This window comes from Sneathiella chungangensis (assembly GCF_009882935.1).
Classification (GTDB): Bacteria; Pseudomonadota; Alphaproteobacteria; order Sneathiellales; family Sneathiellaceae; genus Sneathiella; species Sneathiella chungangensis.
Map to the genome: position 1 here is coordinate 39,927 of NZ_WTVA01000002.1, position 22,706 is coordinate 62,632.

23 protein-coding genes are annotated in these 22,706 nt (G+C 54.5%); 14 read left to right on the forward strand and 9 right to left on the reverse strand.

Annotation, left to right across the window (positions count from 1 at the left end; translation table 11 throughout):
• Nucleotides 1–12 precede the first annotated feature (12 nt).
• The 6 genes from GQF03_RS05130 to GQF03_RS05155 all read left to right on the forward strand — a co-directional run bounded on the left by GQF03_RS05130 (nt 13) and on the right by GQF03_RS05155 (nt 6,066).
• Nucleotides 13–462: a MaoC family dehydratase gene (locus GQF03_RS05130; protein WP_161338149.1), complete on the forward strand. Its 450-nt coding sequence runs from the start codon at nt 13–15 to the stop codon at nt 460–462.
• Entirely contained in the window at nt 459–1,346 is an 888-nt protein-coding gene (locus GQF03_RS05135) for an HpcH/HpaI aldolase/citrate lyase family protein (protein WP_161338150.1), read from the forward strand. Before GQF03_RS05130 ends, GQF03_RS05135 begins: the two co-directional genes overlap by 4 nt.
• 31 nt (nt 1,347–1,377) lie before the next feature.
• Nucleotides 1,378–2,541, forward strand: coding sequence for a phytanoyl-CoA dioxygenase family protein (locus tag GQF03_RS05140; protein ID WP_161338151.1), 1,164 nt, complete (start codon nt 1,378–1,380; stop codon nt 2,539–2,541).
• Between the two features lie 77 nt (nt 2,542–2,618).
• Nucleotides 2,619–3,185 (forward strand): LemA family protein, encoded by a 567-nt coding sequence (locus GQF03_RS05145; RefSeq protein ID WP_161338152.1) that lies wholly within the window; start codon nt 2,619–2,621, stop codon nt 3,183–3,185.
• A gap of 18 nt (nt 3,186–3,203) precedes the next feature.
• The gene (locus GQF03_RS05150) at nt 3,204–5,120 is read left to right on the forward strand and encodes a DUF2207 domain-containing protein (protein ID WP_161338153.1); all 1,917 of its coding nucleotides are present in this window, start codon (nt 3,204–3,206) and stop codon (nt 5,118–5,120) included.
• Between the two features lie 79 nt (nt 5,121–5,199).
• Nucleotides 5,200–6,066, forward strand: a complete 867-nt coding sequence (locus GQF03_RS05155; protein ID WP_161338154.1) for an urea carboxylase-associated family protein — start codon at nt 5,200–5,202, stop codon at nt 6,064–6,066.
• Between the two features lie 25 nt (nt 6,067–6,091).
• On the opposite strand, the gene GQF03_RS05160 is transcribed toward GQF03_RS05155, so the two are convergent.
• Nucleotides 6,092–7,216: an acyl-CoA dehydrogenase family protein gene (locus GQF03_RS05160; RefSeq protein WP_161338155.1), complete on the reverse strand. Its 1,125-nt coding sequence runs from the start codon at nt 7,214–7,216 to the stop codon at nt 6,092–6,094.
• A gap of 38 nt (nt 7,217–7,254) precedes the next feature.
• Entirely contained in the window at nt 7,255–7,386 is a 132-nt protein-coding gene (locus tag GQF03_RS19000) for a hypothetical protein (RefSeq protein ID WP_277346494.1), read from the reverse strand.
• 195 nt (nt 7,387–7,581) lie between these two features.
• On the opposite strand from GQF03_RS19000, the gene GQF03_RS05165 reads away from it, so the two are divergent.
• A complete protein-coding gene (locus tag GQF03_RS05165) occupies nt 7,582–8,433 on the forward strand; it encodes a 5'-nucleotidase, lipoprotein e(P4) family (protein WP_161338156.1) in 852 nt (283 codons plus the stop codon).
• 66 nt (nt 8,434–8,499) lie between these two features.
• Here the strand turns inward: GQF03_RS05165 and GQF03_RS05170 are convergent, their stop codons facing one another.
• From GQF03_RS05170 to GQF03_RS05185, 4 genes are read right to left on the reverse strand one after another with little or no spacing between them, the layout of a single operon-like run.
• Entirely contained in the window at nt 8,500–10,026 is a 1,527-nt protein-coding gene (locus tag GQF03_RS05170) for a tripartite tricarboxylate transporter permease (protein ID WP_161338157.1), read from the reverse strand.
• 12 nt (nt 10,027–10,038) lie between these two features.
• Complete coding sequence (locus GQF03_RS05175; RefSeq protein ID WP_161338158.1) at nt 10,039–10,491, reverse strand: tripartite tricarboxylate transporter TctB family protein; 453 nt, start codon at nt 10,489–10,491, stop codon at nt 10,039–10,041.
• A gap of 33 nt (nt 10,492–10,524) precedes the next feature.
• Entirely contained in the window at nt 10,525–11,463 is a 939-nt protein-coding gene (locus tag GQF03_RS05180) for a tripartite tricarboxylate transporter substrate binding protein (protein ID WP_161338159.1), read from the reverse strand.
• 30 nt (nt 11,464–11,493) lie between these two features.
• Nucleotides 11,494–12,642 (reverse strand): FAD-dependent oxidoreductase, encoded by a 1,149-nt coding sequence (locus GQF03_RS05185; protein ID WP_206376437.1) that lies wholly within the window; start codon nt 12,640–12,642, stop codon nt 11,494–11,496.
• A gap of 90 nt (nt 12,643–12,732) precedes the next feature.
• Between GQF03_RS05185 and GQF03_RS05190 the strand changes: the two genes are divergently transcribed.
• The gene (locus tag GQF03_RS05190) at nt 12,733–13,362 is read left to right on the forward strand and encodes a helix-turn-helix domain-containing protein (RefSeq protein ID WP_206376436.1); all 630 of its coding nucleotides are present in this window, start codon (nt 12,733–12,735) and stop codon (nt 13,360–13,362) included.
• A 107-nt stretch (nt 13,363–13,469) separates the two neighbouring features.
• On the opposite strand, the gene GQF03_RS05195 is transcribed toward GQF03_RS05190, so the two are convergent.
• A complete protein-coding gene (locus GQF03_RS05195) occupies nt 13,470–14,381 on the reverse strand; it encodes an alpha/beta fold hydrolase (RefSeq protein ID WP_161338161.1) in 912 nt (303 codons plus the stop codon).
• A gap of 524 nt (nt 14,382–14,905) precedes the next feature.
• Here GQF03_RS05195 and GQF03_RS05200 point away from each other — a divergent pair.
• The 4 genes from GQF03_RS05200 (at nt 14,906) to GQF03_RS05215 (ending at nt 19,057) form a co-directional block, all read left to right on the forward strand.
• Nucleotides 14,906–15,514: a glutathione S-transferase family protein gene (locus tag GQF03_RS05200; protein WP_161338162.1), complete on the forward strand. Its 609-nt coding sequence runs from the start codon at nt 14,906–14,908 to the stop codon at nt 15,512–15,514.
• A 97-nt stretch (nt 15,515–15,611) separates the two neighbouring features.
• On the forward strand, nt 15,612–18,464 hold the full coding sequence (locus tag GQF03_RS05205; protein ID WP_161338163.1) for an intermembrane phospholipid transport protein YdbH family protein: 2,853 nt from the start codon (nt 15,612–15,614) through the stop codon (nt 18,462–18,464).
• 19 nt (nt 18,465–18,483) lie between these two features.
• Nucleotides 18,484–18,684: a YnbE family lipoprotein gene (locus GQF03_RS05210; RefSeq protein WP_206376435.1), complete on the forward strand. Its 201-nt coding sequence runs from the start codon at nt 18,484–18,486 to the stop codon at nt 18,682–18,684.
• Nucleotide 18,685: 1 nt separating this feature from the next.
• Nucleotides 18,686–19,057, forward strand: coding sequence for a YdbL family probable chaperone protein (locus tag GQF03_RS05215; protein WP_206376434.1), 372 nt, complete (start codon nt 18,686–18,688; stop codon nt 19,055–19,057).
• A 20-nt stretch (nt 19,058–19,077) separates the two neighbouring features.
• On the opposite strand, the gene GQF03_RS05220 is transcribed toward GQF03_RS05215, so the two are convergent.
• Complete coding sequence (locus tag GQF03_RS05220; protein ID WP_161338164.1) at nt 19,078–19,536, reverse strand: L-2-amino-thiazoline-4-carboxylic acid hydrolase; 459 nt, start codon at nt 19,534–19,536, stop codon at nt 19,078–19,080.
• 69 nt (nt 19,537–19,605) lie between these two features.
• The gene (gene yghU, locus GQF03_RS05225) at nt 19,606–20,490 is read right to left on the reverse strand and encodes a glutathione-dependent disulfide-bond oxidoreductase (RefSeq protein WP_161338165.1); all 885 of its coding nucleotides are present in this window, start codon (nt 20,488–20,490) and stop codon (nt 19,606–19,608) included.
• 350 nt (nt 20,491–20,840) lie between these two features.
• Between yghU and GQF03_RS05230 the strand changes: the two genes are divergently transcribed.
• Nucleotides 20,841–21,581, forward strand: coding sequence for a haloacid dehalogenase type II (locus GQF03_RS05230; protein WP_161338166.1), 741 nt, complete (start codon nt 20,841–20,843; stop codon nt 21,579–21,581).
• Between the two features lie 117 nt (nt 21,582–21,698).
• The gene (locus GQF03_RS05235) at nt 21,699–22,523 is read left to right on the forward strand and encodes an enoyl-CoA hydratase (RefSeq protein WP_161338167.1); all 825 of its coding nucleotides are present in this window, start codon (nt 21,699–21,701) and stop codon (nt 22,521–22,523) included.
• The last annotated feature ends 183 nt before the right edge of the window (nt 22,524–22,706 follow it).

A 22,706-nucleotide genomic window follows, 5' to 3' on the forward strand; every position in this document is an offset into this window, starting at 1 on the left:
GGTAGATTTGTAATGTCGGGTCTTTATTACGAAGAGTTTGAGGTGGGAATGGAGTTCGATCATGCTCTGAGGCGAACGGTGACGGAAATGGATAATGTCATGTACTGCGCCATGACCCATAACCCGCAGCCGCTGCATCTCGACGAAGAGTTTTCGAAACAGACGGAATACGGGCAGCGGATCGTCAACAGCCTGTTCACGCTTGGCCTCGTCATCGGCGTTACGGTTGGGGAGACGACGCTTGGCACCACGCTCGGCAATCTCGGAATGACCGACATCCGCTTCGCTAATCCGGTTTTTCATGGCGATACCATCCGGGTCGTAACCCGGATCAAGGAGATGCGCGAAAGCAAGTCCCGACCCGACGCCGGTTTGGTCGTGTTCGAGCATATCGGCTATAACCAGCGGGACCAGGAAATCGCCTATTGCGTCCGCACCGGCCTGATGAGGAAACGCCCATGAAGCTGCTGCGGTCCTGGCTGTTCGTTCCCGGAGACAGCGAAAAGAAAATGGAAAAGGCGCGCGGTAACGGCGCGGATGCCCTGCTTCTTGATCTTGAGGATTCCGTTGCTGACGACAGGCAGGAAATCGCCCGGAAAATGGTGGCGGAATTCCTTGCGGCGAACCCCGATCGCTCCGCGCAGCAACTCTGGGTGCGGATCAATCCGCTCGATACGGAACTGGCGCTTCCCGATCTTGCTGCGGTTATACCGGGCGCGCCAGACGGAATTATCCTGCCCAAAGTCTATTCGGCCGCCGAGGTGAACCGCCTATCGGATTTTCTGCTTGCGCTGGAGGCGCGGGAAGGGTTGGCGCAGGGATCGACTAAGATCCTCAGCGTCGCGACGGAGACGGCCGCTTCGCTCCTCACGTTCGACAGCTATCTCAAGGACGTATCAGACCGCCTTGTCGGCCTCACCTGGGGCGGGGAGGATTTGGCTGCCGCGCTCGGAGCATCAACCAACAGGCATCCGGTCACAGGGGATTATGACGATCCATTCCTCCTCGCCCGGTCCCTGTGCCTTGCGACGGCCCGCGCCATAGACGTTCAGGCGGTCGGGGTGGTCTATGTCGATTTCCGGGATCTGGAAGGTCTCGAAAAGGAATGTCTCCGGGATCGGCGTTCGGGGTTTATCGGTAAAGTCGCCATTCACCCGGCGCAGGTTGAGGTGATCAACCGCGCTTTTACGCCGAGTGAGGACGAAATTGCCTTTGCCAGGCGCGTGGTTGACATTTTCGAGAAAAATCCCGGCGTGGGAACGATCGGACTCGATGGGAAAATGCTGGACATGCCGCATTTGAAGCAGGCGCGGAACGTCATCGCGCTCGTGGAGCAGCTGCGTTAGGCCGGCACAATAGAATCTTGTGGGTATAAAAATGAACGAAGAAATTGCCATACATCACCTTTCTGCCGCCGAACATGCCAAATCAATGGCGGGTTATATCCGCGAAGGCGAAGCCCGGGCCTATGCGCTTGGAAATCGCGGCCCCATCCGGATGGGACCGGACGGTAAACTTGCGGACGATATTCTCGCGGCATATCGCGCGCACGGGTTTTACGTGTTCGAGAATGTGGTAAGCGGCGAGGAGTTGGAGGATCTTCGCAGCGATGTGGATTATGTTCTTTCCCGGGCTCCGGTAACCCCGGATTCCGACATCGACGCGGAGGGGCGACCTGCAATGGGGCCGGAATTTGTGCGGTCGCCTTACCGGTTCGCGAAACCGCTCAGCGATCCTCTCGGAGGGACGACAAAAAACAAAGGACGTCATCCGGTAAAAATGCTCGACCCGACGCCGGAGGGGGACGCGCCAAACTGGACGATCGAATTGCTGACTGGCAATTTGCATCTCATGGATTCCTGTCTGCGTCTTTATGGGCATCCGGGGTTGCTGGCAGTAGCGGAAGCTATTAATGGCGCTGATTTCGTCCCCTATAATGAAGTGACCTTCATCAAGGAGCCCGGTCTTGGACCGTCGGTTGCCTGGCACCAGGATGGCACCACCCATTGGGATGCGCCGGATTGGGATGAAAACGCGCATGGCTTCAATTTCATGACGCAGCTTTATCCAAGCACTCCCGCCAATTGCGTCTGGGTATTGCCCGGCAGTCACAAGACCGGCAAGGCCGATATTCCTGCGCTGGTTCACGAAAGCGGTTCCGAACAGCTCAAGGACGCTGTGCCACTCGTCTGCGGGGCGGGGGATGTCTTCGCCGTCAACCGTCAACTGGTTCACGGGTCATTCGCCAATTCCTCACCAGACAGAAGGGTGACGATAAATGCCGGATTCTTTCCGCGAAAACGCGTTCTCAATGTTGCGACGAGCCAGCTTGACGGCCGCGAAGAAGTCTATGACGCGGACCGTATCCATGCGCGCAGCCGGATCATCGCACTCGGGATCGATGCCCGTCAGCAACGCTATCCGGACGAACCGAGATACGATTATCTTCCCTTGCGAGGCGAGGAAAACGCGAACCGATGGGGCGAGGAAAACCGGGAAATGCTCCTGAAAAACTACAACCTCAAGGATATCTACATTTGACGTTAAGGATTTAGGCCGTAAACTTGCCCTCGCGCCGGTTACTGTCGTGTAAGCGCCCGCCCGAGGAGTAACGTGATATGATTGCCCTGTTAATTGTCATCGGCTTGATAGTCGCTATCGCCCTTTATGTCATCGTGACGTATAACGGCTTCGTCAGTCTGCGCGAGCGGATAAAGGAATCCTGGAGCGGGATCGAAGTGCAGATGAAGCTCCGTTATGATCTCATTCCCAATCTCGTGGAGACCGTCAAAGGGTATGCCAAGCATGAGGCCGGAACTTTCGAGGCCGTGGTTCAGGCCCGCAACAGCGCAATGGCCAATCATGGATCCCCGGCGGAACAGGCGCAGTCCGAGAATATGCTCGCCGGCGCGCTGAAATCTCTGTTTGCACTTGCCGAGAACTATCCCGAACTCAAGGCCAATGAGAATTTTATGAGCCTGCAAGGGCAACTCGCCGACGTTGAGAATAAAATCCAGTCCGCGAGGCGCTACTACAACGGCGTTGTCCGCGACAACAATATCAAGATCGATCAGTTTCCGAGCAATTTGGTCGCCAATGCCTTCAACTTCATAAAGGCGGAGTTTTTCGAACTGGCCGAAGATGAAGATGCCGCCCGTAAACCGGTCCAAGTCAGCTTCGACTGATCTCGCGGTATGTTGTCGTTGAGGAAAATTTCTGTTGCCGCCCTGCTCCTGCTCACGGGGCTTGTCTTTGCCGGGCAGGCGACGGCACAGGAAATCATCAGGAATTTCGAGAGCAACATATGGGTCAATCCGGACGCGTCGCTGACCGTGCGCGAAAAGATTACTGTCATAAGCGAGGGACGGGAGATCAGGCGCGGTATTTTCCGCGATATTCCGACCGATTACACGGACGATAACGGCAATCAGTTCCGCGTCGGCCTCAAGATCGAGAAAATTACCCGTGACGGCCAGCCGGAACCCTATCATACAGAACGTCGATCCAACGGTATTCGTATCTATATTGGCGATAAGGACGTCTTTATTCTGGACGGACAGCATACCTACGGCATTACCTATAGGACGACTCGTCAGATCGGCTTTTTTGACGGTTATGACGAAATTTACTGGAACGTCACCGGAAACGGCTGGTCATTCGAAATTGTGAAGGCAAGTGCGCGTGTGCATCTGCCGGAGGGCGCGCCGGTCCTGAAATATAGTGGTTACACCGGATTTCAGGGCGATAAAGGAACCGCATTCGCGACCCGTGATTTTACCGATGGCATGGAGTTCTTCACAACCCGGCCACTGGAACCCTATCAGGGGCTGACGATAGCGGTGGCTTTTCCAAGTGGATATATTACCCAACCTTCTGAAATGGAAGAAATCGGGTATCTGCTCGCGGATAACCAGATTCTACTCATCGGAACCGGGGGATTGGCTATCCTTGCTCTTTATTACTTTTTAGTCTGGTGGCGGGTAGGACGTGACCCGGCCGCAGGCACAATTGTCCCGTTATACGAACCACCGGAGGGATATTCACCGGCGGCGATGCGATATATCCGCGAGATGGGCTTTGACAATAAGGTCTTCTCAGCCGCGATCATCAGCATGGCCGTAAAAGGGTATTTGACGATACGCGAAGACGATTCCGGAAATTACATACTGAAACGGACAGGCAAGAAAGTTCCACTGTCGCTCGGCGAGAAAGCCGCCGCGAGCTGGCTACTGAAGGGCGCGAATGATCAAATCGAGCTCAAGCAGAAAAACCATGCGACTATCCAAAAAGCCAGAGATAATCTAAAGGAATGGCTGCGCACCGAATATGAGAAAACCTATTTTAGTACGAATAGGATCTACTTCATTCCGGGCGTTGTGATTTCGTTGATTGTGGTCGGACTGATGCTCCTCTCGGCGCGAGATCAGGCCGCAGCATTGTTTATTTCCGTCTGGCTTACCGGCTGGACCGCTGGTGTGTATTTTATGCTCCGCCGTGGTTACCGGGCCTGGATGGATTTCCTTTCAGGCCGCAATGCCTTGTCGGGTATCGGTGCAATCCTTCTTACCATCATGGCCATTCCGTTCCTTGGCGGTGAGATCGCCGGGCTGATCTTCTTTATCGATGCGGCGTCGCCGGCGGCGGCCGTGCTATTCCTGTTGTTGCAGGTGATCAATCTTGTTTTTTACCATCTGCTGAAGGCGCCGACGCTGCTTGGTCGTAAGATGATGGACAAATTTGCCGGTTTCGCGGATTTCCTGAGCGTTACCGAAAAAGACCGGATGAATTTTTTCAACTCTCCCGAACGGACACCAGAGTTGTTTGAACGGTATTTGCCGTTCGCAATTGCCCTTGATGTCGAAAATGCCTGGGCGGACCAATTCTCCAATGCGTTCGCCAATGCCCATGAAGGCCCCTGGCAGCGCGGAAGTTACCGGCCGAGCTGGTATAACGGCCGGCATTTTAATTCCTCGAACCTTGCAGGCTTTTCAACCTCTCTTGGGCGAGGCTTTACAAGCGCCATATCTTCCGCCTCGACCGCGCCGGGAAGTTCAAGCGGTTCTTCGGGCGGCGGGTCTTCCGGCGGTGGTGGCGGTGGCGGCGGTGGCGGCGGCTGGTAAAGTAAATGCGCGGCCATTGCATCTTGTCCCCTATGATGACCCATCGTAGGATAAAACCCCATTGTGATGAGGTGCGCCCATGAAACATTCACCGCAAAATCCGGCGCCCGCCGATGCGGGCCATCGCAGGTCAGTAAAGCCTGTGATCGTGTATCCGACTGAAACCCTTCCGCATGCTGAAACGCATATCTATGCGGAGGCGCGCGCCAATCTGGAGCCGGTCGAGGAGGTTGTCGTCGCCCCGCGCGACGCGGAGGCGTTTCTTGTTCCAGCCGGGCATTTTTTCCGGATCGTGAGTATGGAAGGGCCGCAGGTCGGTGATCTTAATCTCTGGAATGCCGCGGATCTGAACGAACGATTTTTCAGTGGCAAGACACGCGCGCTTCACGGCACCCATGTCGGTGTCGGTGACCGGTTGTGGAGCAATCTGCCCTATATGCGGCCAATGGCAACCATCACCCACGACACCCTGGACTGGTACGGATGGGATGACGACGGCGGGGGAATTCATGATGTGATTGGAACACGTTGCGATCCCTATACCAACAAGCTGCTAAGTGGCGATGAATACCATTATTGCTGCCATTCAAACCTTATACGGGCGCTTGCCAGGGAGCGGGGAATGTCGTTCGACGAGGCAGAACCGCTCGTGCATGATGTGCTGAATGTGTTTATGTGCACGGGCTTCACCCGGGACAGCCACCAGTATTTCATGAAGGCAAGTCCGGTGCGTCCGGGGGATTTTCTTGAATTCTTCGCCGAAATCGATCTGCTGGGGGCGCTTTCCACCTGCCCTGGTGGCGATTGCAGCTCCGGTCATTCCAGTGATGCCGCCAAATGCTATCCGTTGAAAATCAAGATCTTTCGGCCGACGAATGGCTTGGCGACGGAATGGAGGCCGGCGCAACTATCGGACTATTCACGCCAGCATATCGCTGGTGATTAGCGAATGTTGGTGAGTGAAGGGAGGATCACTTATTCATGCGTGCCCGTCCGATTTTGGTCAGACGTACGGCGTGAGCGTTGCGCGCGATATTGAGAGATTTTGTGATATCACGATAGAGAAGATCAACCTCGGGCCGTCGTGGCGCCGGCATCTTTTCCAATAGGTCCCCGAAGGAGTTCGCGCAGGATTGACATTGTTGATGAAACCCGAGCTGGAGTTCCAGTAAGAGCTGAACGTTTTCACCCGCCTCATCGGCCATGACGGCGAGGCGCGATGCAATCACGTCAAGCGCCAGCAGCTTCGTCGCAACCGCGCCAATATCCGCCGCGAGCGCTTCGGGGGCATCCGTTGCGATATCATCCAACAGACAAAACATCGATCCGACCTGGCCGCCCGCGCCGACGGCGTCCTCGATTGCCCGCATACGCAAGGAGGTTCGGGCAAACGCCTTGCCCGCGGTGCCGATCATATTCGCGACCGGAACGCGGCAGTCCTTCATTGTTATTCCACCGTGCGGGCAAGGGTGAAGGAAGTCGATTTTGACGCCCTCCGTTTTGTGAAGGCCGTCGGTCGTGGCTGGAACTAGAATTGCGCTGAATTCCTTGCGCGCCTCTTCTTCTTTGGTAATGGCAAGCACAATAAAATGATCGGCAATCGGACCATTGGTGAGATAGGCCTTCTCCCCATTAATTACGAACATGTCGCCATCACGTCTGGCCGTGGTTTTAAGAAATTTCGCATGGGCGCCGGCGCCTGGTTCGGATATGGCGACAGAGATTGTCTTGTCGCCTTTTGAAAGTTCCGGCAACAGCCGTTCTTTAATATCCGGAGGTGCATCTCCCGCGATATGCAGCCGGGTGATCAGCCAGTGGGACATGAACATCATCGCTGCGCCCGGCACTCCGCCGATGCGGTTCAGCAAGTGACCAGCCTTCGAAACATATGTGTAATCAGCGCCAAGGCCACCGAATTCGGCGGGAACGGTCAGCCCGGCGAGGCCACTTGCGGCAAACGCTGTCCAAAGATCTTTTGGAAACTTACCGGAAGATATGAGCGTTTCACGCCGCGGCCGGATTTCCGATTTGGCAAATTCCGTCAGCCTTCGCGTTATTTCGTCGGTATGGGCATTGTTGGAGGTCATGTCGTCCATTTTTTATTATTAATTCGACAGTCAGATTAGCACAGATTCTATGATTTATTCCTGATTTCGAAAAGCAGATGCAGATAATTGCGATATTCCGCGATCTGCCTTTGCAGCCAGGTGGGGTCACCCATCGCATTCGCCATGATAAACCCGCCCTCAATGATGGTTGTAATCATCCCTGCCAGTTGCTGTGCGGTCACCTGCAATACGGGCGGGCGCGCCTTCCTTCAGTTTTAAAGGTCGCGGCCCTACAGAAAAATTATGTTGTGCCGTTATCGATTTTCTGACGAAATAGATGCTTCGGCAAACCGCGGGTTCGTCATTTCATCCTTCGGCAATGCCATCTCAATTTTCTGAAGGGGAGTTATCCAATGAATATCGACTTTGCTGCGCGTGGTATTCTGACAGGTCTCGTGGTTGCCGGTTTGACGGCGATCTCGACGCCCGCTCAGGCAGAAGAAAATGATCTGGTGAATGCGACCCTATGGACGCAAACTTCCGTGGAGTTCAAGGCAACATCCCTTGCCGCCTATAAACTCGCGGAAATCATGCTTGACCGGGCACTCGAAGATAAAAACTGGACGGCGGCGACTGAGCAGGGGGAAGCCTATCAGGAAAAGCCTGTCGCTGTAATTCTCGACGTAGATGAAACAGTGCTGGATAACACCGCCTATGAAGCCTGGCTTATCAAGGCTAATGCGAGTTACAGTTCAAAAACCTGGGCGCCTTATGTCAATTCCGCGATCTCAAAGCCGATAGCCGGCTCTAAAGAATTCATTGATTATGCCCGCTCGAAGGGAGTCGAGATATTCTATGTCTCCAACCGCAAGGCCGGCGAAGAGGAAGGCACGCGAAAAAACCTGGTTGATTTGGGGTACTATGTGAACGACAAGATAGATACTATTCTTGTCCGCGGTGAAAAGGAGGAGTGGGGCTCGGATAAAACTTCGCGGCGCGCCTATGTCGCCAAGGATTACCGTGTCGCCCTGATTATCGGCGATAACCTTGGCGATTTCGTCGAAGCCAGAGATGCGACCGTCGCCGACCGGGCGGCCCTTATCGATACCTACAATGACTATTGGAGCACAAAATGGATCACCGTCGCGAATCCCATGTATGGCTCATGGGAAGCGGCGACTTTCGGCTACGACTTCAAGCTTCCGAACGATGAAAAGCGGAAAATGAAGCTGGACGCGATGGAATATTGGGAACCCAAGGAATAGGGACGAGATGATAGTCCTGAACGCCCCAGCAACGGCACCGGGGCGTTTCCTGATATATGGCTTTCTTTAATCAAGCGAGGAATCGCGTGTTTGGCGGCGGCTTTTTCGAGGAGCATGAATGCCAAGCCACCAGGTCGACACGAGGGCGAGCATAAGCAGCGCAAGGGCGACAGGGTAGTGAATGACGGCCAGCAGATCGCCATCCAGAATGACCAGGGTTTGCGAGAGGGAGAGTTCGAACTTGTCGCCGAGAAAAAAGGCGATAATGAATATGACGACCGAATAACCAAACAGGTTCATGAGATAACCCATTACAGCGAACACAAGCATGACGGCGACGCCGAAAATACCACCGGTCGATACATATACGCCCGTGATGCAAAGGATGAGTGCTGACGAAAACACCAGGGATTCCGGCGCGGAGATAATTTTGGTCCATAGCCTGAGGCTGGCCTGCCCGATCAGCAGGTTCATCAGATTGGCCATCATCATGGCGCCAAACAGCCCGTAAATCAGCCGGCCTTGCTGTTCGAACAACAACGGGCCCGGCTGGATGCCGTGAATCTTAAAGGCGGAAATGAGAAGCGCGGCGCCAATGCTCCCCGGAATTCCGAGCGCCAAAAGTGGAATAAGGTTGGCTCCCATCACAGCGCTGTTCGCCGATTCCGTCGCCGCGACACCCTGAATATTTCCCTTGCCGAAAGTTTCGGGTTCCTTTGAGGCCTGCTTGGTCGAGGCGTAGCTCATGAAAGCCGCCGCTGTTGACCCGATTCCGGGTATGGCGCCAAGTAGGGTGCCGATAACCGCACCGCGCAGCATCGTATATCGACAGGACCAGTATTCCGCCCAACTGACATTTTTATCTTTCTTTTCCTGCTTTTCCGGGATGGAAATCGTCGGCTTTATTCGACCGGCGATATTTGCGAGACGACGGAAAATCTCCGCGACCGCCAGCATACCGATGGCGACGGCGGTCAGCGGTAGTCCGTCAAAAAGTTCGAAGTAACCGAAATAAAGGCGCGGGGTCCCGTGTTCGGGGTCGAGCCCGACCATCGCGAAAAATAGTCCCAGAACAGCGGCAATCAGTCCCTTGATCAGGGAATCGCCAATCAACCCGGCAATGATCGAAAAGGCAAAAATCATCAGGGCGCAGGTTTCGACCGGTCCCATTTTAAGGGCAACAACGGCAAGCGGCGCCGAGATCGTGATCAGCACGATATCGCTGAAGGTGTCGCCGGTAACGGACGAAAAAAGTGCCATCTTCATCGCTTTCACCGGTTTTCCCTTGCGGGCGAGGGGATGACCGTCAAGCGCAGTGGCGGCGGCATCGGGCGTTCCAGGCGTATTGATCAGGATGGCCGGAATGGCGCCGCCAAACAATCCGCCCTTATTGACCCCAACGAGGAACGCAATAGCCGCCAATGGATCAAGAACGAACGTGAAAGGAATGGCAACGGCCATTGCCATCACCGGTCCGGTACCCGGCAGCGCGCCGACGAATTGCCCCATGGCAACGCCCGCGACGACGAATAGAAGGTTGGTCAAGCTGAAGGCATCGCCGAGGCCGGCCAGGATGATGCTGACATCAATCATTTTTTAGGACCCTCATGGCAAGGGGCGCCCAAGAAGCGGCACGACGATCAGCCATATGGCAAGCGGGAGAAGTATTACGCCGCCGATCAGCCAGCCCGGCCGCCGTTCGCCGACCAAAAGCATAAGGCATCCGGCGAATATCGGGACTGCCAGCAAGTATCCAAATTGTGTCATTAGCCATATAGCGATGGCCATAATCGCTGCGAAAACGCACGCCTTCAGCATTTCACGCCAGTCGATGGAAATGTTTCCACGCGGAAATGCGGCCTGCGCAATGCCTAGAAATAGCAACAAATGTGCGCAGGCATTCGGAACGGACTGCGGCCTCATCCAGCCATAATCCACTGCTTCCGTCTGCTCCGGGATGATCACGAAGTAGAGGAGCAGGCCCAAACCGGCAAAAAATATCCCGGAAAGCCGATCGAGCAGCAACAGTCCGTTCCCTTTCGTAAAACCAGAGGCCACCCCGATATCTGATGCGGCGGTCTCAGGGTCAAATTACTTCCCGAAAAGCTTCTTAACATTTCCGACGCCATCGACAAGCATCTTCTGCGTGCCGTCGGGTCCGAGATCACTGGGGTCCGTCTTCAGGGAATTGACAATGGCTTTTTTCGCGACATTGGACGTGATCGCCTTATGCAATGCCGCCGCAAGGGCCGCCTTGGCGTCGGATGGCAATCCGGCAGGCGCGGCGATAAAGAAGTACGGGTCGACATAAATCTCGTACCCCTGCTCCACGACGGTCGGTGTTTCCGCCGCATAGCCATGACGTGTTGCGTTGGCGCTTGCGATCATTTTGACATCACCGCTTTCAATATAGGGAATATGCGCGCCCGCCGCGAAGGACGCAACGACGTGACCGCCCAGCAAGTTCTGAAGGGCTTCAGCGCTGCTCTTGGTGGAGATCAGCTTGAAACCCGCTCCCGCCTCGGCATCCACATACTTCATCAAAAGCTCCTGAGGCTTTGCGTCGAAGGCCACCAGCGCGCCGCCGTTCGCCTTGGAATATTCGACAAGGCCAGCGAGGTCGTCAAAGGGCGCATCGGATTTCGCAACAATCGCCACCTGTGCCCTTGCGACGGTCGCAAGATAGTCAAAACTGTCGAGCTTGAACGGCAGCTTGTCCCCCCGAAGGACCAGATTTACGAGGATCGGCATATTGACGCCCATTCCGAGTGTCTGACCGTCCGGCTTGGCAACCGCAAGACCTGTAAACATTGCAATTCCGCCGCCCCCCGGCTTGTTTTCAACGACGATATCCCAGCCGGTCTGCTTTTCCATTTCACCGGCAATTACCCGGCCAAGCGTGTCGGTTTCTCCGCCCGCGTCAAAGCCGATCTGAAGTGTAATCGGCCCCGATGGCGCCCAGTCTGCCTGCGCGGTGAAGATCATCAATAGCGACGCTGTCACGCCTGCAAATAGTGTTTTTAATTTCATGACATCCTCCTCTTCCTGTCGTTTCTGGTTTTAATGCGGCTTTACTGTCAAGCTGTCTCTTCCTGGCGCAAGGTCCGCGAGCGACACCCCCTCTTCGAGTATCTCCGGGGGCACTGCGCGCCGACGCACAAGGTGGGCGGCGGCCTTCGCGAGTGCCGGAGCGGTTTGAATGCCGTATCCACCCTGACCGGCCAGCCAGAAAAACCCAGGCACCTCCTGATCAAATCCACATACAGGGCATTTATCGGCGACAAAGCTGCGAAGGCCGGCCCATTTATTCTCGATTCTCCGGATGGAAAGATCGAATGCTCTTTCAATCCGATCGACGCAAATCGCGATATCAATTTCGTCAGGCTGAACGTCGCTTGGCGTTGCTGCCGTTTCATCGGCGGGTGAAATCAGCAACTTGCCGGCATCTGGTTTGAGATAGAATAGTTCGTCGATGTCGATCACCATTGGCCATTCATCGGTCCGCACATCGTCCGGGGTCGCGATGATCATGGCTGTCCGGCGCTTCGGGATAAGGCCGATACTGGCTGTACCGGCGAGCGCTCCGATCCTGTCCGCCCAGGCCCCCGCCGCATTGATAACCGTCTCGGCTTCATAAACGCCGGTTTTCGTGGTGATCAGCCAATGGTCCGCGACCCTCTCAAGCGCCTGAACTTCGCTAGCCGATTTAATGTCACCTCCGTTCGATCGGAACATTCGGAGATATCCCTGATGGAGGGCATGAACATCGATGTCACGCACCCGATCATTGGCGAATCCCGCAGCGGCGTATCCCTTCCGGAGAAGCGGTAGGCGGGCCTCGATCTCCGCTGCGGTGAGCAGATCCAGTTTCCCGGTGTCGGATAGATCGACCATTAATTGGTCGAGAGACCCAAGCTGGTCTCTTCGCGCGATCATGATCACGCCGCGATCCGTGAGTAAGGGAACATCCGCGAATCCGGGCGGCGGATTATCAAAGAAGGAAGATGAGGCCCGAGTAAGCGCGCGGACCGGCGCCGGTCCATATGTATCGACAAACATCGCCGCCGAGCGTCCCGTCGAATGGTACCCGGGGTGGTTTTCCATTTCGAGCAATAGCACCGCCGTGTCATCTGATAATTCGGCTGCCGCTGACGCGCCGGCAATGCCTGCGCCGATAACGGCAACATTATATAATTTTCTTTCCGTCACTTTGCCGCCCGATCCCATTAAAAACCGGCGGAAAGACTAACATAAAAATTTCCGATCGGAAAACTATTTTTCCGATTAGAAAATATGGACTTGCCGCGCGCAATTCATTATCGTTTGATCATGACATTGCCGAACTCAGAGGAAGAACCCAATGGCGAGAACAGCCGCGCGCGCGTCGCCGAGCGGCTGCGCGACATTCGGCGGCGGAAGGGGCTCACCATACAGGAAGTCGCAACACGGTCCGGATTGGCTATCTCAACCGTCTCCAAGATTGAGCGAAACCTGATGGCGCCGACTTATGACAGGTTTAGCCGCCTGGCGGAGGGGCTCGGCGTGGACGTCTCGGAACTATTCGCGGCACAAGGCGAGCAGTTCGCGCCGGGGGAATTCTCGCTGGCGCGAGTGGGTGACCACAGCTTTCATCAAACCGAAAACTATATTTATGAAATGCTGTTCCCGCATTTGCGCGGCAAGGCCATGATTCCGATGCTTGGCACATTAAAACCCTTTGAGCAGATGCGCTTCGACAGGTTGGTCAGCCATGACGGCGAGGAATTTTTCTTTGTCCTGAAGGGGCGGGTGATTGTTCAACTGGAGGGCAAGGATCCGGTTATTCTCGAAACAGGCGAGAGTATCTACTTTGACAGCCGCCGCGGCCATCTATATGCGTCGGCCGGCGACTCTGATGCGCGCATCCTTTGTGTCTGTACGAAGATGTAGCGACACTGCCGAAGAGAATTAGTTTCGGGCCGGAGTTCCCTGATCTAAAAAAGTGTAGTGCTCTTGCTGTTTTCGCGCGTCATTCAATTGGCGGTTTTTCCTCGCTTTCAGGTTGGTTTGGCATCCTTCTGTTGCGCCATCTTAGCGGCATCCAGCACGGCTTTTGCCCACATTTCGGGTTCTTCTTGCGGCAGATTGTGGCCGGCATTGGCAAACAGGCGATAATCGAATGGGCCGGTGAATTTCTTCTTATGATGGGATGTGCCCGTGTTCACGCCGTCCCGGCCTCCGTCAATGGCAATGGTCGGCACGCTGATTTCGGGGCCATTTGCGAGCCTCGCCTCGATCGCGGCAACAGCCGGATCGCCGGCGACGAGGCCAAACCGGTGACGGTAAGAGTGAATGACGACATCGACGAAATCCGGATTGTCGAAGGCTTTGGCGGATTGATCGAAGGTCGCATCATCGAATTTCCATGTCGGCGACCACATTTCCCAGAGAAGGCGGGCAATGCCGGCGCGATTTTTTTCAAGACCGCGTATGCCCCGCTCGGAATGAAAATAATACTGGTACCAGAGCGAGGCTTCAACGGCCGGTGCGGCGGGTTCCATCGCGCTCGCAATATCCTGAATATTATAGGAGTTTCCCGTAACCAAGGCTGTTACCCGATTCGGCCAGAGGGCCGATACGATACAGGCAGCACGTCCGCCCCAGTCATAACCACCGACAATGGGTTTATCCAGATTCAGGGCATCCATAAGGGAGAGAAGGTCAAAGCCAAGCGCTGCCTGCTCGCCCGAACGAGGTGTGCTGCGTGATAGGAACCGTGTCGGGCCATATCCCCGTAAATAGGGAACAATTACTCTCGCGCCTTCTTTAGCCAATAAGGGCGCCGCCTCGCCATAGGTGTGAACATCATAGGGAAATCCGTGGTTCATGATAACCGGCCAACCGTCCGCCGGACCGAATTCCAGATAAGCAACGTCCAGAACACCGGCGCGAATTGATTTCAACTCCATTTTCGTATTCTCCCTTGATACGGGTTCGACACAGTAATTTACTTTACCGCAGGTCCGATTTTTTGACAGATGAAATGAAACGAGATTTGGTCGCCGATTTATCACATTGAAAAATAGAGATCCTTTAAATTTCTCCGACTTTAACGGAAGCCCTCCTTTTTCCATTCTGCCCTTGATACATATTTCTTTTTCATGAACGCGGCCTCCAAAACGGCTTGATGAGTTTAAGAAAAGTTGGAATGGAAAAGAAGAGAATGAGTGACAAGATGACAGTCCGACCGACGATGAAGTCGGACGCCGACCATACCGGACATCACGCCACATTATGGCCTCGCGCGTAGAAAATGGCATAAGACCGATAATCCCGATAGCTGCGAGTAGACGCTGGCCCAACAAGCCGATAATGTGGGTTACGGGAAAACCGTCATCACATTAGATGTAAGCCCTAGGAATTTGGCATGCGAGGGAATTTGCGCCAAACCTTGCCTGAGCCTGTCGATGAAGAATAAAAAGGAGTTATATTCATGAAGCTCTATGATCTGCCCGCTTCACCCAATGCCCGCCGGGTACGGATATTTGTCGCCGAGAAGGGGCTCGATATTCCGAAAATGGAAGTCGACCTGTCGACGGGATATAACAAGACGCCGGAGTATCTTGAGAAAAATATTCTCGGGCTGATGCCCGTTCTCGAACTGGATGACGGTACGACGATATCGGAGAGTCATGCGATCTGCCGCTATCTGGAGGAGATCCATCCGGAGCCGCCGTTAATGGGCGGTGACGCGCGGGAACGGGCGCATGTCGAGATGTGGAACCGCAGAATGGAACATTATCTACTGCTCCCGCTCGTGAGTGCGTTCGTTCATTCGCATCCCATGTGGAAGGGAATTCGTGAACAGGTTCCCGAATATGCGAAAGTCTGTCAGAATCAAGCAAGAGCGGCGCTGAAATGGCTGGAATCCTCGCTTGATGGCCGGGACTATATTGCGCTTGATGATTACAGCGTTGCCGACATCACCGCGCAATGTGCCGTCTTGATGGGCAAGGCCGTAGAGGTGCGTCCTGATGAAAATCACCCCAATATCAATAACTGGTGGGCCCGCGTCTCGGGACGGCCAAGCGCGCGGGTGTAACTCTTGCGCGCCCGCAAACCCTGAACAGCATCTCTCCTCGAAGGCTTGCCTTTTAAACCTCTGCATGTAATTGGATAAATGTATTCGAGGAGAGGCTATGGCGTCAGCATCGAAAGCCAAACTTTACAGGCGGACAGTTCTCATCGGTCTGATGTGCCTGTTTGCGCTGGCGGTCGTGCTGTATGTAATGCGGGTGCCCCTTCTCGAATTTGCCGGGAAAACCGGATTGTCTGTCGCCGGCTTCGAAGACGTGACTGTGACGGTCAAAGAGGTGTCAACGGACCAGATACAAATCTCCGAACTTCTGCTCGGCGATCAGATATCCCTTCAGAATGTGACGCTTCGTTATCAACCTATCGCTTTGTTGAAAGGCGAGGTGGCGGCGATTGATATCGAAAATCTCTTTGTCGAATTGTCAGATCCGGATGGCGGGGCCATTGGCAGGTTGCGTCAGATCGCCGGTGACGGCACGCTGGAAGGCGATGGGAATGCGGGTGAACGCACCTTCCCGGCGATCTCCGTCAGGGCGGGAAAAATTGTCGTAAATAACGAAAAACAATCTTTTGAGGCGGCTGTCTCCGGCGCGATCACGTCGGAAATGATGCTGAAAGGGGAGGGCAGCTTGAACGGGAGGGTCGTAACGGCTGGCGGACCGATCCTCATCGAGAAAATGGTGCTTTCGGTAGACGCCGATATCCCGGCCCGATCAGGCGAGTTTTTGCTAGGCGGTGGCCGTATCAGTCACGCCGTGGACACTCCCGATTGGGCGCCGCTATTGCTCACGGGCGCCGGAAAGCTGGAGGGGGAGCATCTGACTGGCCGGATGATCATCAAAACGACGGCGGGGCAATCTCTGATGCAGTTTGAAGGCGATTACGACATCGCCTCGAACACCGGTCGCGCGCAGCTGGCATTAGAGGATCTAATTTTTCGCAAGGACGGATTGCAGCCATCGGATATCAGTCGATATGCGAAGGATGTGCCGCCAATCGATGGCCGTCTCAACATAAACGCCGCCGCAGATGTGGACGACGCCTCGGTAACTTTCAGGGCCGATATTTCGTTTGATGAACTGACGGTTGGTCTGTCCGAAGGGCAAATGGCCGCCGCCCGGGTTCCCATTCAGGTTTCGGGGCGTTATGCGCTTGAGGATAATGAACTGAACGCGGAGGCGACCCTGACGGAGACGAATATCGATCTCGGATTTAGGGGGCGCAGCTATGCATTGGAAAATCTACGCTCGACGGCGACGTTGAGCGGTTTCGCCGATAGCCTACAACTCGTTTCACTGGAAGGCGCGCTCAGGGACAGGCCAAAATTACCCGATTTCGCTCCCTTCTTTTTTACCGCACGCGGAGAAATGGATGCCGCCCGCGCAATATCCTTCGCTGGGGAGGTGCGGGATGTCACGTCGAAGCTCGAAGTTAATTTCGACGGTACGTACAAGGTGGACGAGGGGACCGGCGCGATCTCTCTCCAATTGCCGGAGACGAGGGTCGGTAAGGACGGGATTTCACTCACGGCACTTTCCCGTCATTTAAAAGATATCGGTGAGGCTTTTTCCGGAACCGTCACCGCCAAAGCGCAGATTGACCGTCTTGCGGATGGAGCCCTCATTGCCTCCTCCGTTTCGGCGGCGGCGAAGGATGGCGGATGGACGCAGGGTGATATTGTGGCGTCGGGTCTTAGAGTTCAATTGCAGGGCATGCAACCCGGATCGTCCGAGCCGTTTGCCGGCCAGATGAACGGTCAGGTCGACAAGCTTGTTATCAACGGACAGCCGGTGTCGATTGAGGCGTTTGCCACGACATTTTCAGGCATGCTGCGTAATCTTTCGCTGCCGGAAGACGCCAGCCTTGAAATCGCAAGACTGAGAATTGCGCCTTTAAGGGGGGCGATCTTCAAGGAAACCCAGACAGCAACGGGTACGGCAACACTGAAAAAGGATGATATACTTTTTTCAATCAGGCTCGCGTCAGACTACCTGGGTTCCTTCGCACATATAACGGGGGGGCATTCACTTTCCGGTAGTAAGGGCGAGGCGGCAATTCAGATAGATCCGCTGACTTTCGATAAGGAGGGCCTTCAGCCAGGCGACCTTATCGCGATAGAGGGTGACATTATGGTGGACGGCCGGATATTGCCGTCGGCAAAGCTGCACTGGGCGCCTGGCGGGCTCAACGGATCGGCGGATATCGGGGTTCGCAATGTCACCGTTAAATCATCGGGCGGGGAAATTAGCGGGCTGAACGGCGATATCCATATAGACGAGATATTCCCGCTCTCCATTGCGACGGCACAGGAAATCTCGGCGGGACGTGCAGTTGCCGGAATTCCCATTAAAGAGCCCTTCGTTCGCTTTCGGGTTCTGACCAAAAATGGCGCTCCCGTATTATTTATTGACAGATTGACCGCCGGAATTGTGGGTGGTGCTGCGTTTATTGAACAGGCCGTTATTGATACCGGGGCAAAAATCAATCGGGTGGAGGTTCAATTGACCCATCTTGATCTTGAAGAAGTGATGGCACTCAGTAATGTTGAAGAGTTGGTCGCAACGGGAAAGGTGAGCGGCCGGATCCCGCTTGTTTTTGGCGGTGAACGGTTAGTCGTCGATGGCGGATTGCTGGCGGCTGAGGGGCCGGGTATCCTGAAAATGACCTCCGAAGCTGCCCGGCGGGCGCTTGGTGGCGGCGGCGATCAGGCAAAGCTGCTGCTGGATATTCTCGAGAATTTTCATTATTCGGAACTCTCTATTGAAGTCATGAAAACCGAAGGCGGGGACGATACCGTGAAGTTACATGCCGCAGGCGGTAACCCGGACGTCGAAAATAATCGTCCTGTCGTTTTGAACATCAATCTTTCGACGAGCTTGGACAAGATATTCAACGCCGTTCTCGATGGCTATCTCTTGTCGGAAAAGGCGCTCCGTGCTACCGTCGGCAACAGGTAAATAGGGTGAAGGAAAATCTGTGGAAAGACAACGTCTCCCGATGATCTCAACCATGGCTCTGGTCATGTTGGCGGCTGTTGCCTGCACGCCAACGGTGAAGGTTGAGGCGCCTCCCGAACCGATTACGATTAATCTCAATATCAAGCTTGATGCCGAAGTGCGCCTCAAGATCGAGGAACAGGCAAAAGATGACATTACAAACAATCCGGGAATTTTCTGATATGCCAAATGGAAAATATAATCAGAATCTGAACCGCCGGACGATCCTCCGCGGCATGTTTTTCTCGTTGGCCGTTGTCTCCAGCCTTCCGCTTCTGTCGGCGACGCCGGCGCGCGCGGATCAGCTTGACGACCTTCGAGCATCCGGAGCGGTGGGTGAAGCTTTTGACGGTTTCGCCCGCGCGCGCGACGGGTCCGCCTCTGCCTTTGTGAAAAACCTAAATGATCAGCGCCGCGCAATTTATGTCAAACGCGCGAAGTCGGAAGGTGTCAGTGTTGATCAGGTAGGGCGGGTCTATGCCGAGCAAATTATAAGAAAAGCGCCCAAAGGAACTTGGTTGCTCGGTGAAAACGGGCAGTGGACTCAGAAATAAGGACGGCGATAACTGATCGGCTACCTGGCGGTCTTCCGAAAGCGGAAGTCGCACATCCCGTCACCTTTCATACAGGTCTTTTCGCGTTTTAGCTCTAACCCGAGGCCGTCCGCGAGAGCAAAGTCACAATTGCAGATTAGCAGAGGCCCAAGATCCCGGGCATTCAACTCCTCCATCATCCGGGTGTAGGCGCAGCTATGCACGTCGACGTGAAATTCGTCTTCTGTCCGCTTGAGGACATTGAAATCAAATTCGACGCCAATCCCGAAAGAGGCGAATTCTGCCTCCAGTTTCGGAATGGTCATCGGTTCTTTCTCGGCCCGCGCTTCTGAAATCTTGCGATTCCGGCTGTCCAGCGCCTCACGGACCAATGCGTGCGCCTTCTCCCGGCCGAGTTCTTTTTCCATGGCGCGAACCAGAGGAATCTGCGCTTCGACGGTAAGTTTTATATGTTCATACGGCGTGATCTTGTCGGTCATTATTCCCTTCCCAATTATTTGCGCCTGCCCGGCGTTACTTGCCGGGCAGATGCCTGTTGTCAGGAATCGTCAATTCGCGTTTTCAAGGGCTTCCAGCTTATCCTGCGTTTTTGTCTCAAAATCGCTGGCGTCATGCCGCTCGTGAAGTTGCTCTTCCAGTGGACCTGACATGCGGTTGACCATCCGTCCCCGCTTGACCGCGGCGCGGTTGCCGATTTCTTCGGTCCAACGGTTGACGTTCTTGTAGGAGCCGGCATCGAGAAATTCCGCGGCTTCATATACGCGGTTGAGAACAAGCGCGCCATACCAAGGCCAGATCGCCATGTCGGCGATCGTATATTCTTCCCCACCTACGTATTTGTTATCGGCCAGCTGCCGATCGAGGACGTCCAGCTGACGTTTAACCTCCATTGCATAGCGGTCGATCGGATACTCGAATTTTTCCGGGGCATAGGCATAGAAATGCCCGAAACCGCCGCCGAGGTAGGGGGTCGCACCCACCTGCCAGAAAAGCCATGAAAGGCATTCCGCCCTTTTGGCTGGATCGGTCGGGATAAAGGCATCAAATTTCTCCGCGAGATGGAGCAAAATGGCGCCGGATTCGAAAACCCGGACGGGTGTCTTTCCGCTACAATCCAGCAACGCCGGGATCTTGGAATTTGGATTTATCTTGACGAATCCGCTGCTGAATTGTTCCCCTTTTCCAATCCGGATCAGCCATGCATCATATTCCGCACCTGAGATGCCTTTCGCCAGCAATTCCTCAAGCATGATGGTGACCTTGACGCCATTTGGCGTTCCAAGGGAGTACAACTGCATCGGATGCTGGCCTACCGGCAGGTCCTTGTCATGGGTGGCGCCGGCGATGGGCCGGTTGATGCTGGCGAATTGTCCGCCGCTCTCCTTAACCCATTTCCATACTTTCGGCGGCACATAGGCTGCTGTTTCATTCATTTGCGAAACTCCATTCACTTATCGCGTATCGCGACTTGTCGCTCTCTTATTTAAGCGCCCGGCAACATTCTGTACAAAATTGTTGAAAAGGTCCACCAACAGCTTTGTGAATTAAAATTTTAATTCGATTTTCCAGCAAAATTGAGACGTGACCTTCGGCGATTATCTGGCGATTTTTTTTATTTCTTCTATGTGGTCTGAAATTATTTCAAACCCGAATTCGAGCGTGAAACGGGGGTCGCCCCGGACCTTTTCCGGTCGTTCCGGGAAGCTTGCCGCAAATCATAAATCCTCGTCTGTTGTTGAAACTTTTAAGGGCGTCAATTACGCTGGCAAAAAGGGTGCGAATAATGACTAATGTAACTGTAAAAGCCCTCCTCTTCGACGTCTTTGGTACCGTGACGGACTGGTATTCTTCCGTGACAAGAGAGGGTGAGAAGATATCGGAGAAGACCGGCATCGACCTGCTTTGGGGGGAATTTGTCAGAAAGTGGCGAACTGACGGGTATCTTCAGGCGCTTGGTGAGATATCGACGGGCCGGAGGGAGATCGTTCCCACCGCGGAAATTCACAAACAGAAGTTGCTTGCTTTGCTCGATGAATATGGGGTTGGCGGTTTAAGCGACGCGGAAATCGATGATTTCAACATGGCCTGGAACCGTCTCGACGTCTGGCCCGACGTGCCGGAAGGGCTGTCGATGTTGAAGGCGGACTATTTGATCATTCCTTTTTCCAATGGCGATTTCCGATGTCTTCTGGATATCAGCCGGCGAAACAATCTACCCTGGGACGGAATCATCTCCGCCGATTTCTTCAAGAAGGTAAAGCCCGACCCGACGATCTATCATGATGCCGCCGAATTATTGCAGATGCCTCCCGACCAGATAATGATGGTGGCCTGCCATTCGCGGGATCTGCAGGGCGCAAAAAATGCCGGTTTTCATACAGCATACGTCAACCGGCCCCTCGAATACGGTCCCGGTGTGCCGCCGGAAGACAAGCCGGTCCGTTTCGATTTCGATGTCGACAGCTTCGTCGATCTTGCGAAGGCGCTAAATAGTTTGAAAGCAAAGCAGAATAAAGAACGGTAGAGGCGTTGTCGCGGTTCGCGGCCCTGCTCGTTCATTCGAATTAAAGTGTGCGAGACGTGTCTGCCGAATTCGGCTAAACTGTTCGTTCCATCAAGAATAACAAAAAAGGGAATTGAGATGGCCTTTGAGCATATAACTTTCGAGAAAAAGAATGGCATCGCCACGGTCACCCTGAACCGGCCGGACAAGTTGAATGCCTGGACGCGGATCATGGAACGCGAAGTCAGAAGCGCCATGGAGGACGCGGACAGCGACGAAGCCGTTCGCGTGATCATCCTGACCGGCGCCGGTCGCGGATTTTGTGCGGGCGCCGACATGGATATTCTGAGCGGTATTGAGGATGGATCGCAGAAACGCGAACCCGGCGCCGTGCAGGGCACGACCGCTTACAATGTCGCTATCCGCGCCGATTTTCAGACGCAATATTCCTACTTTCCATCTCTTAGCAAGCCGGTAATCGGTGCGATTAATGGGCCGGCGGCGGGCCTTGGGATGGTGATTTCGCTCTATTGCGATATCCGTTTTGCAAGCCGTGAGGCGATCTTCATGACCGCATTTGCCAAGCGGGGCCTTATTGCAGAGCATGGGATCTCCTGGATGTTGCCGCGGCTCATCGGTCATTCAGCGGCCCTTGATCTGCTGCTTTCATCGCGGAAAGTCACCGCCGAAGAGGCGCTGCGGCTGGGTCTTGTCAATCAGGTCTATGACGCAGATGCCCTGATGCCCGCCGTTAACGCCTATGCTGCCGACCTTGCGCAAAATGTCTCGCCGCGGTCGATGGCCGTCATGAAGCGCCAAGTCTATAACGCCGAGTTCCAGACGTTAAACGAGGCCGTTGCCGTCGGAAACGAGGAAATGATCAAAAGTTTCGCAAGTGAGGATTTCAAGGAAGGGGTTGCTCATTTCCTTGAAAAGCGGCCTGCCCGATTTACCGGACGATAATGGGCATAGGTCGATCCCATGAGATTTTCGAAAGAGTAGAGCCCGCCAATTTTTACGTAGACCAGTGAGACGAAACGCTCGACGCGGCATCGGAGCATTCCGCAGTGTTTAGCGGGTGTATCTATAACTTTCCAGAATTGCGTTGGGGCTGGCTGGAAAGGGATATCGGTTTCAGCCGACCGA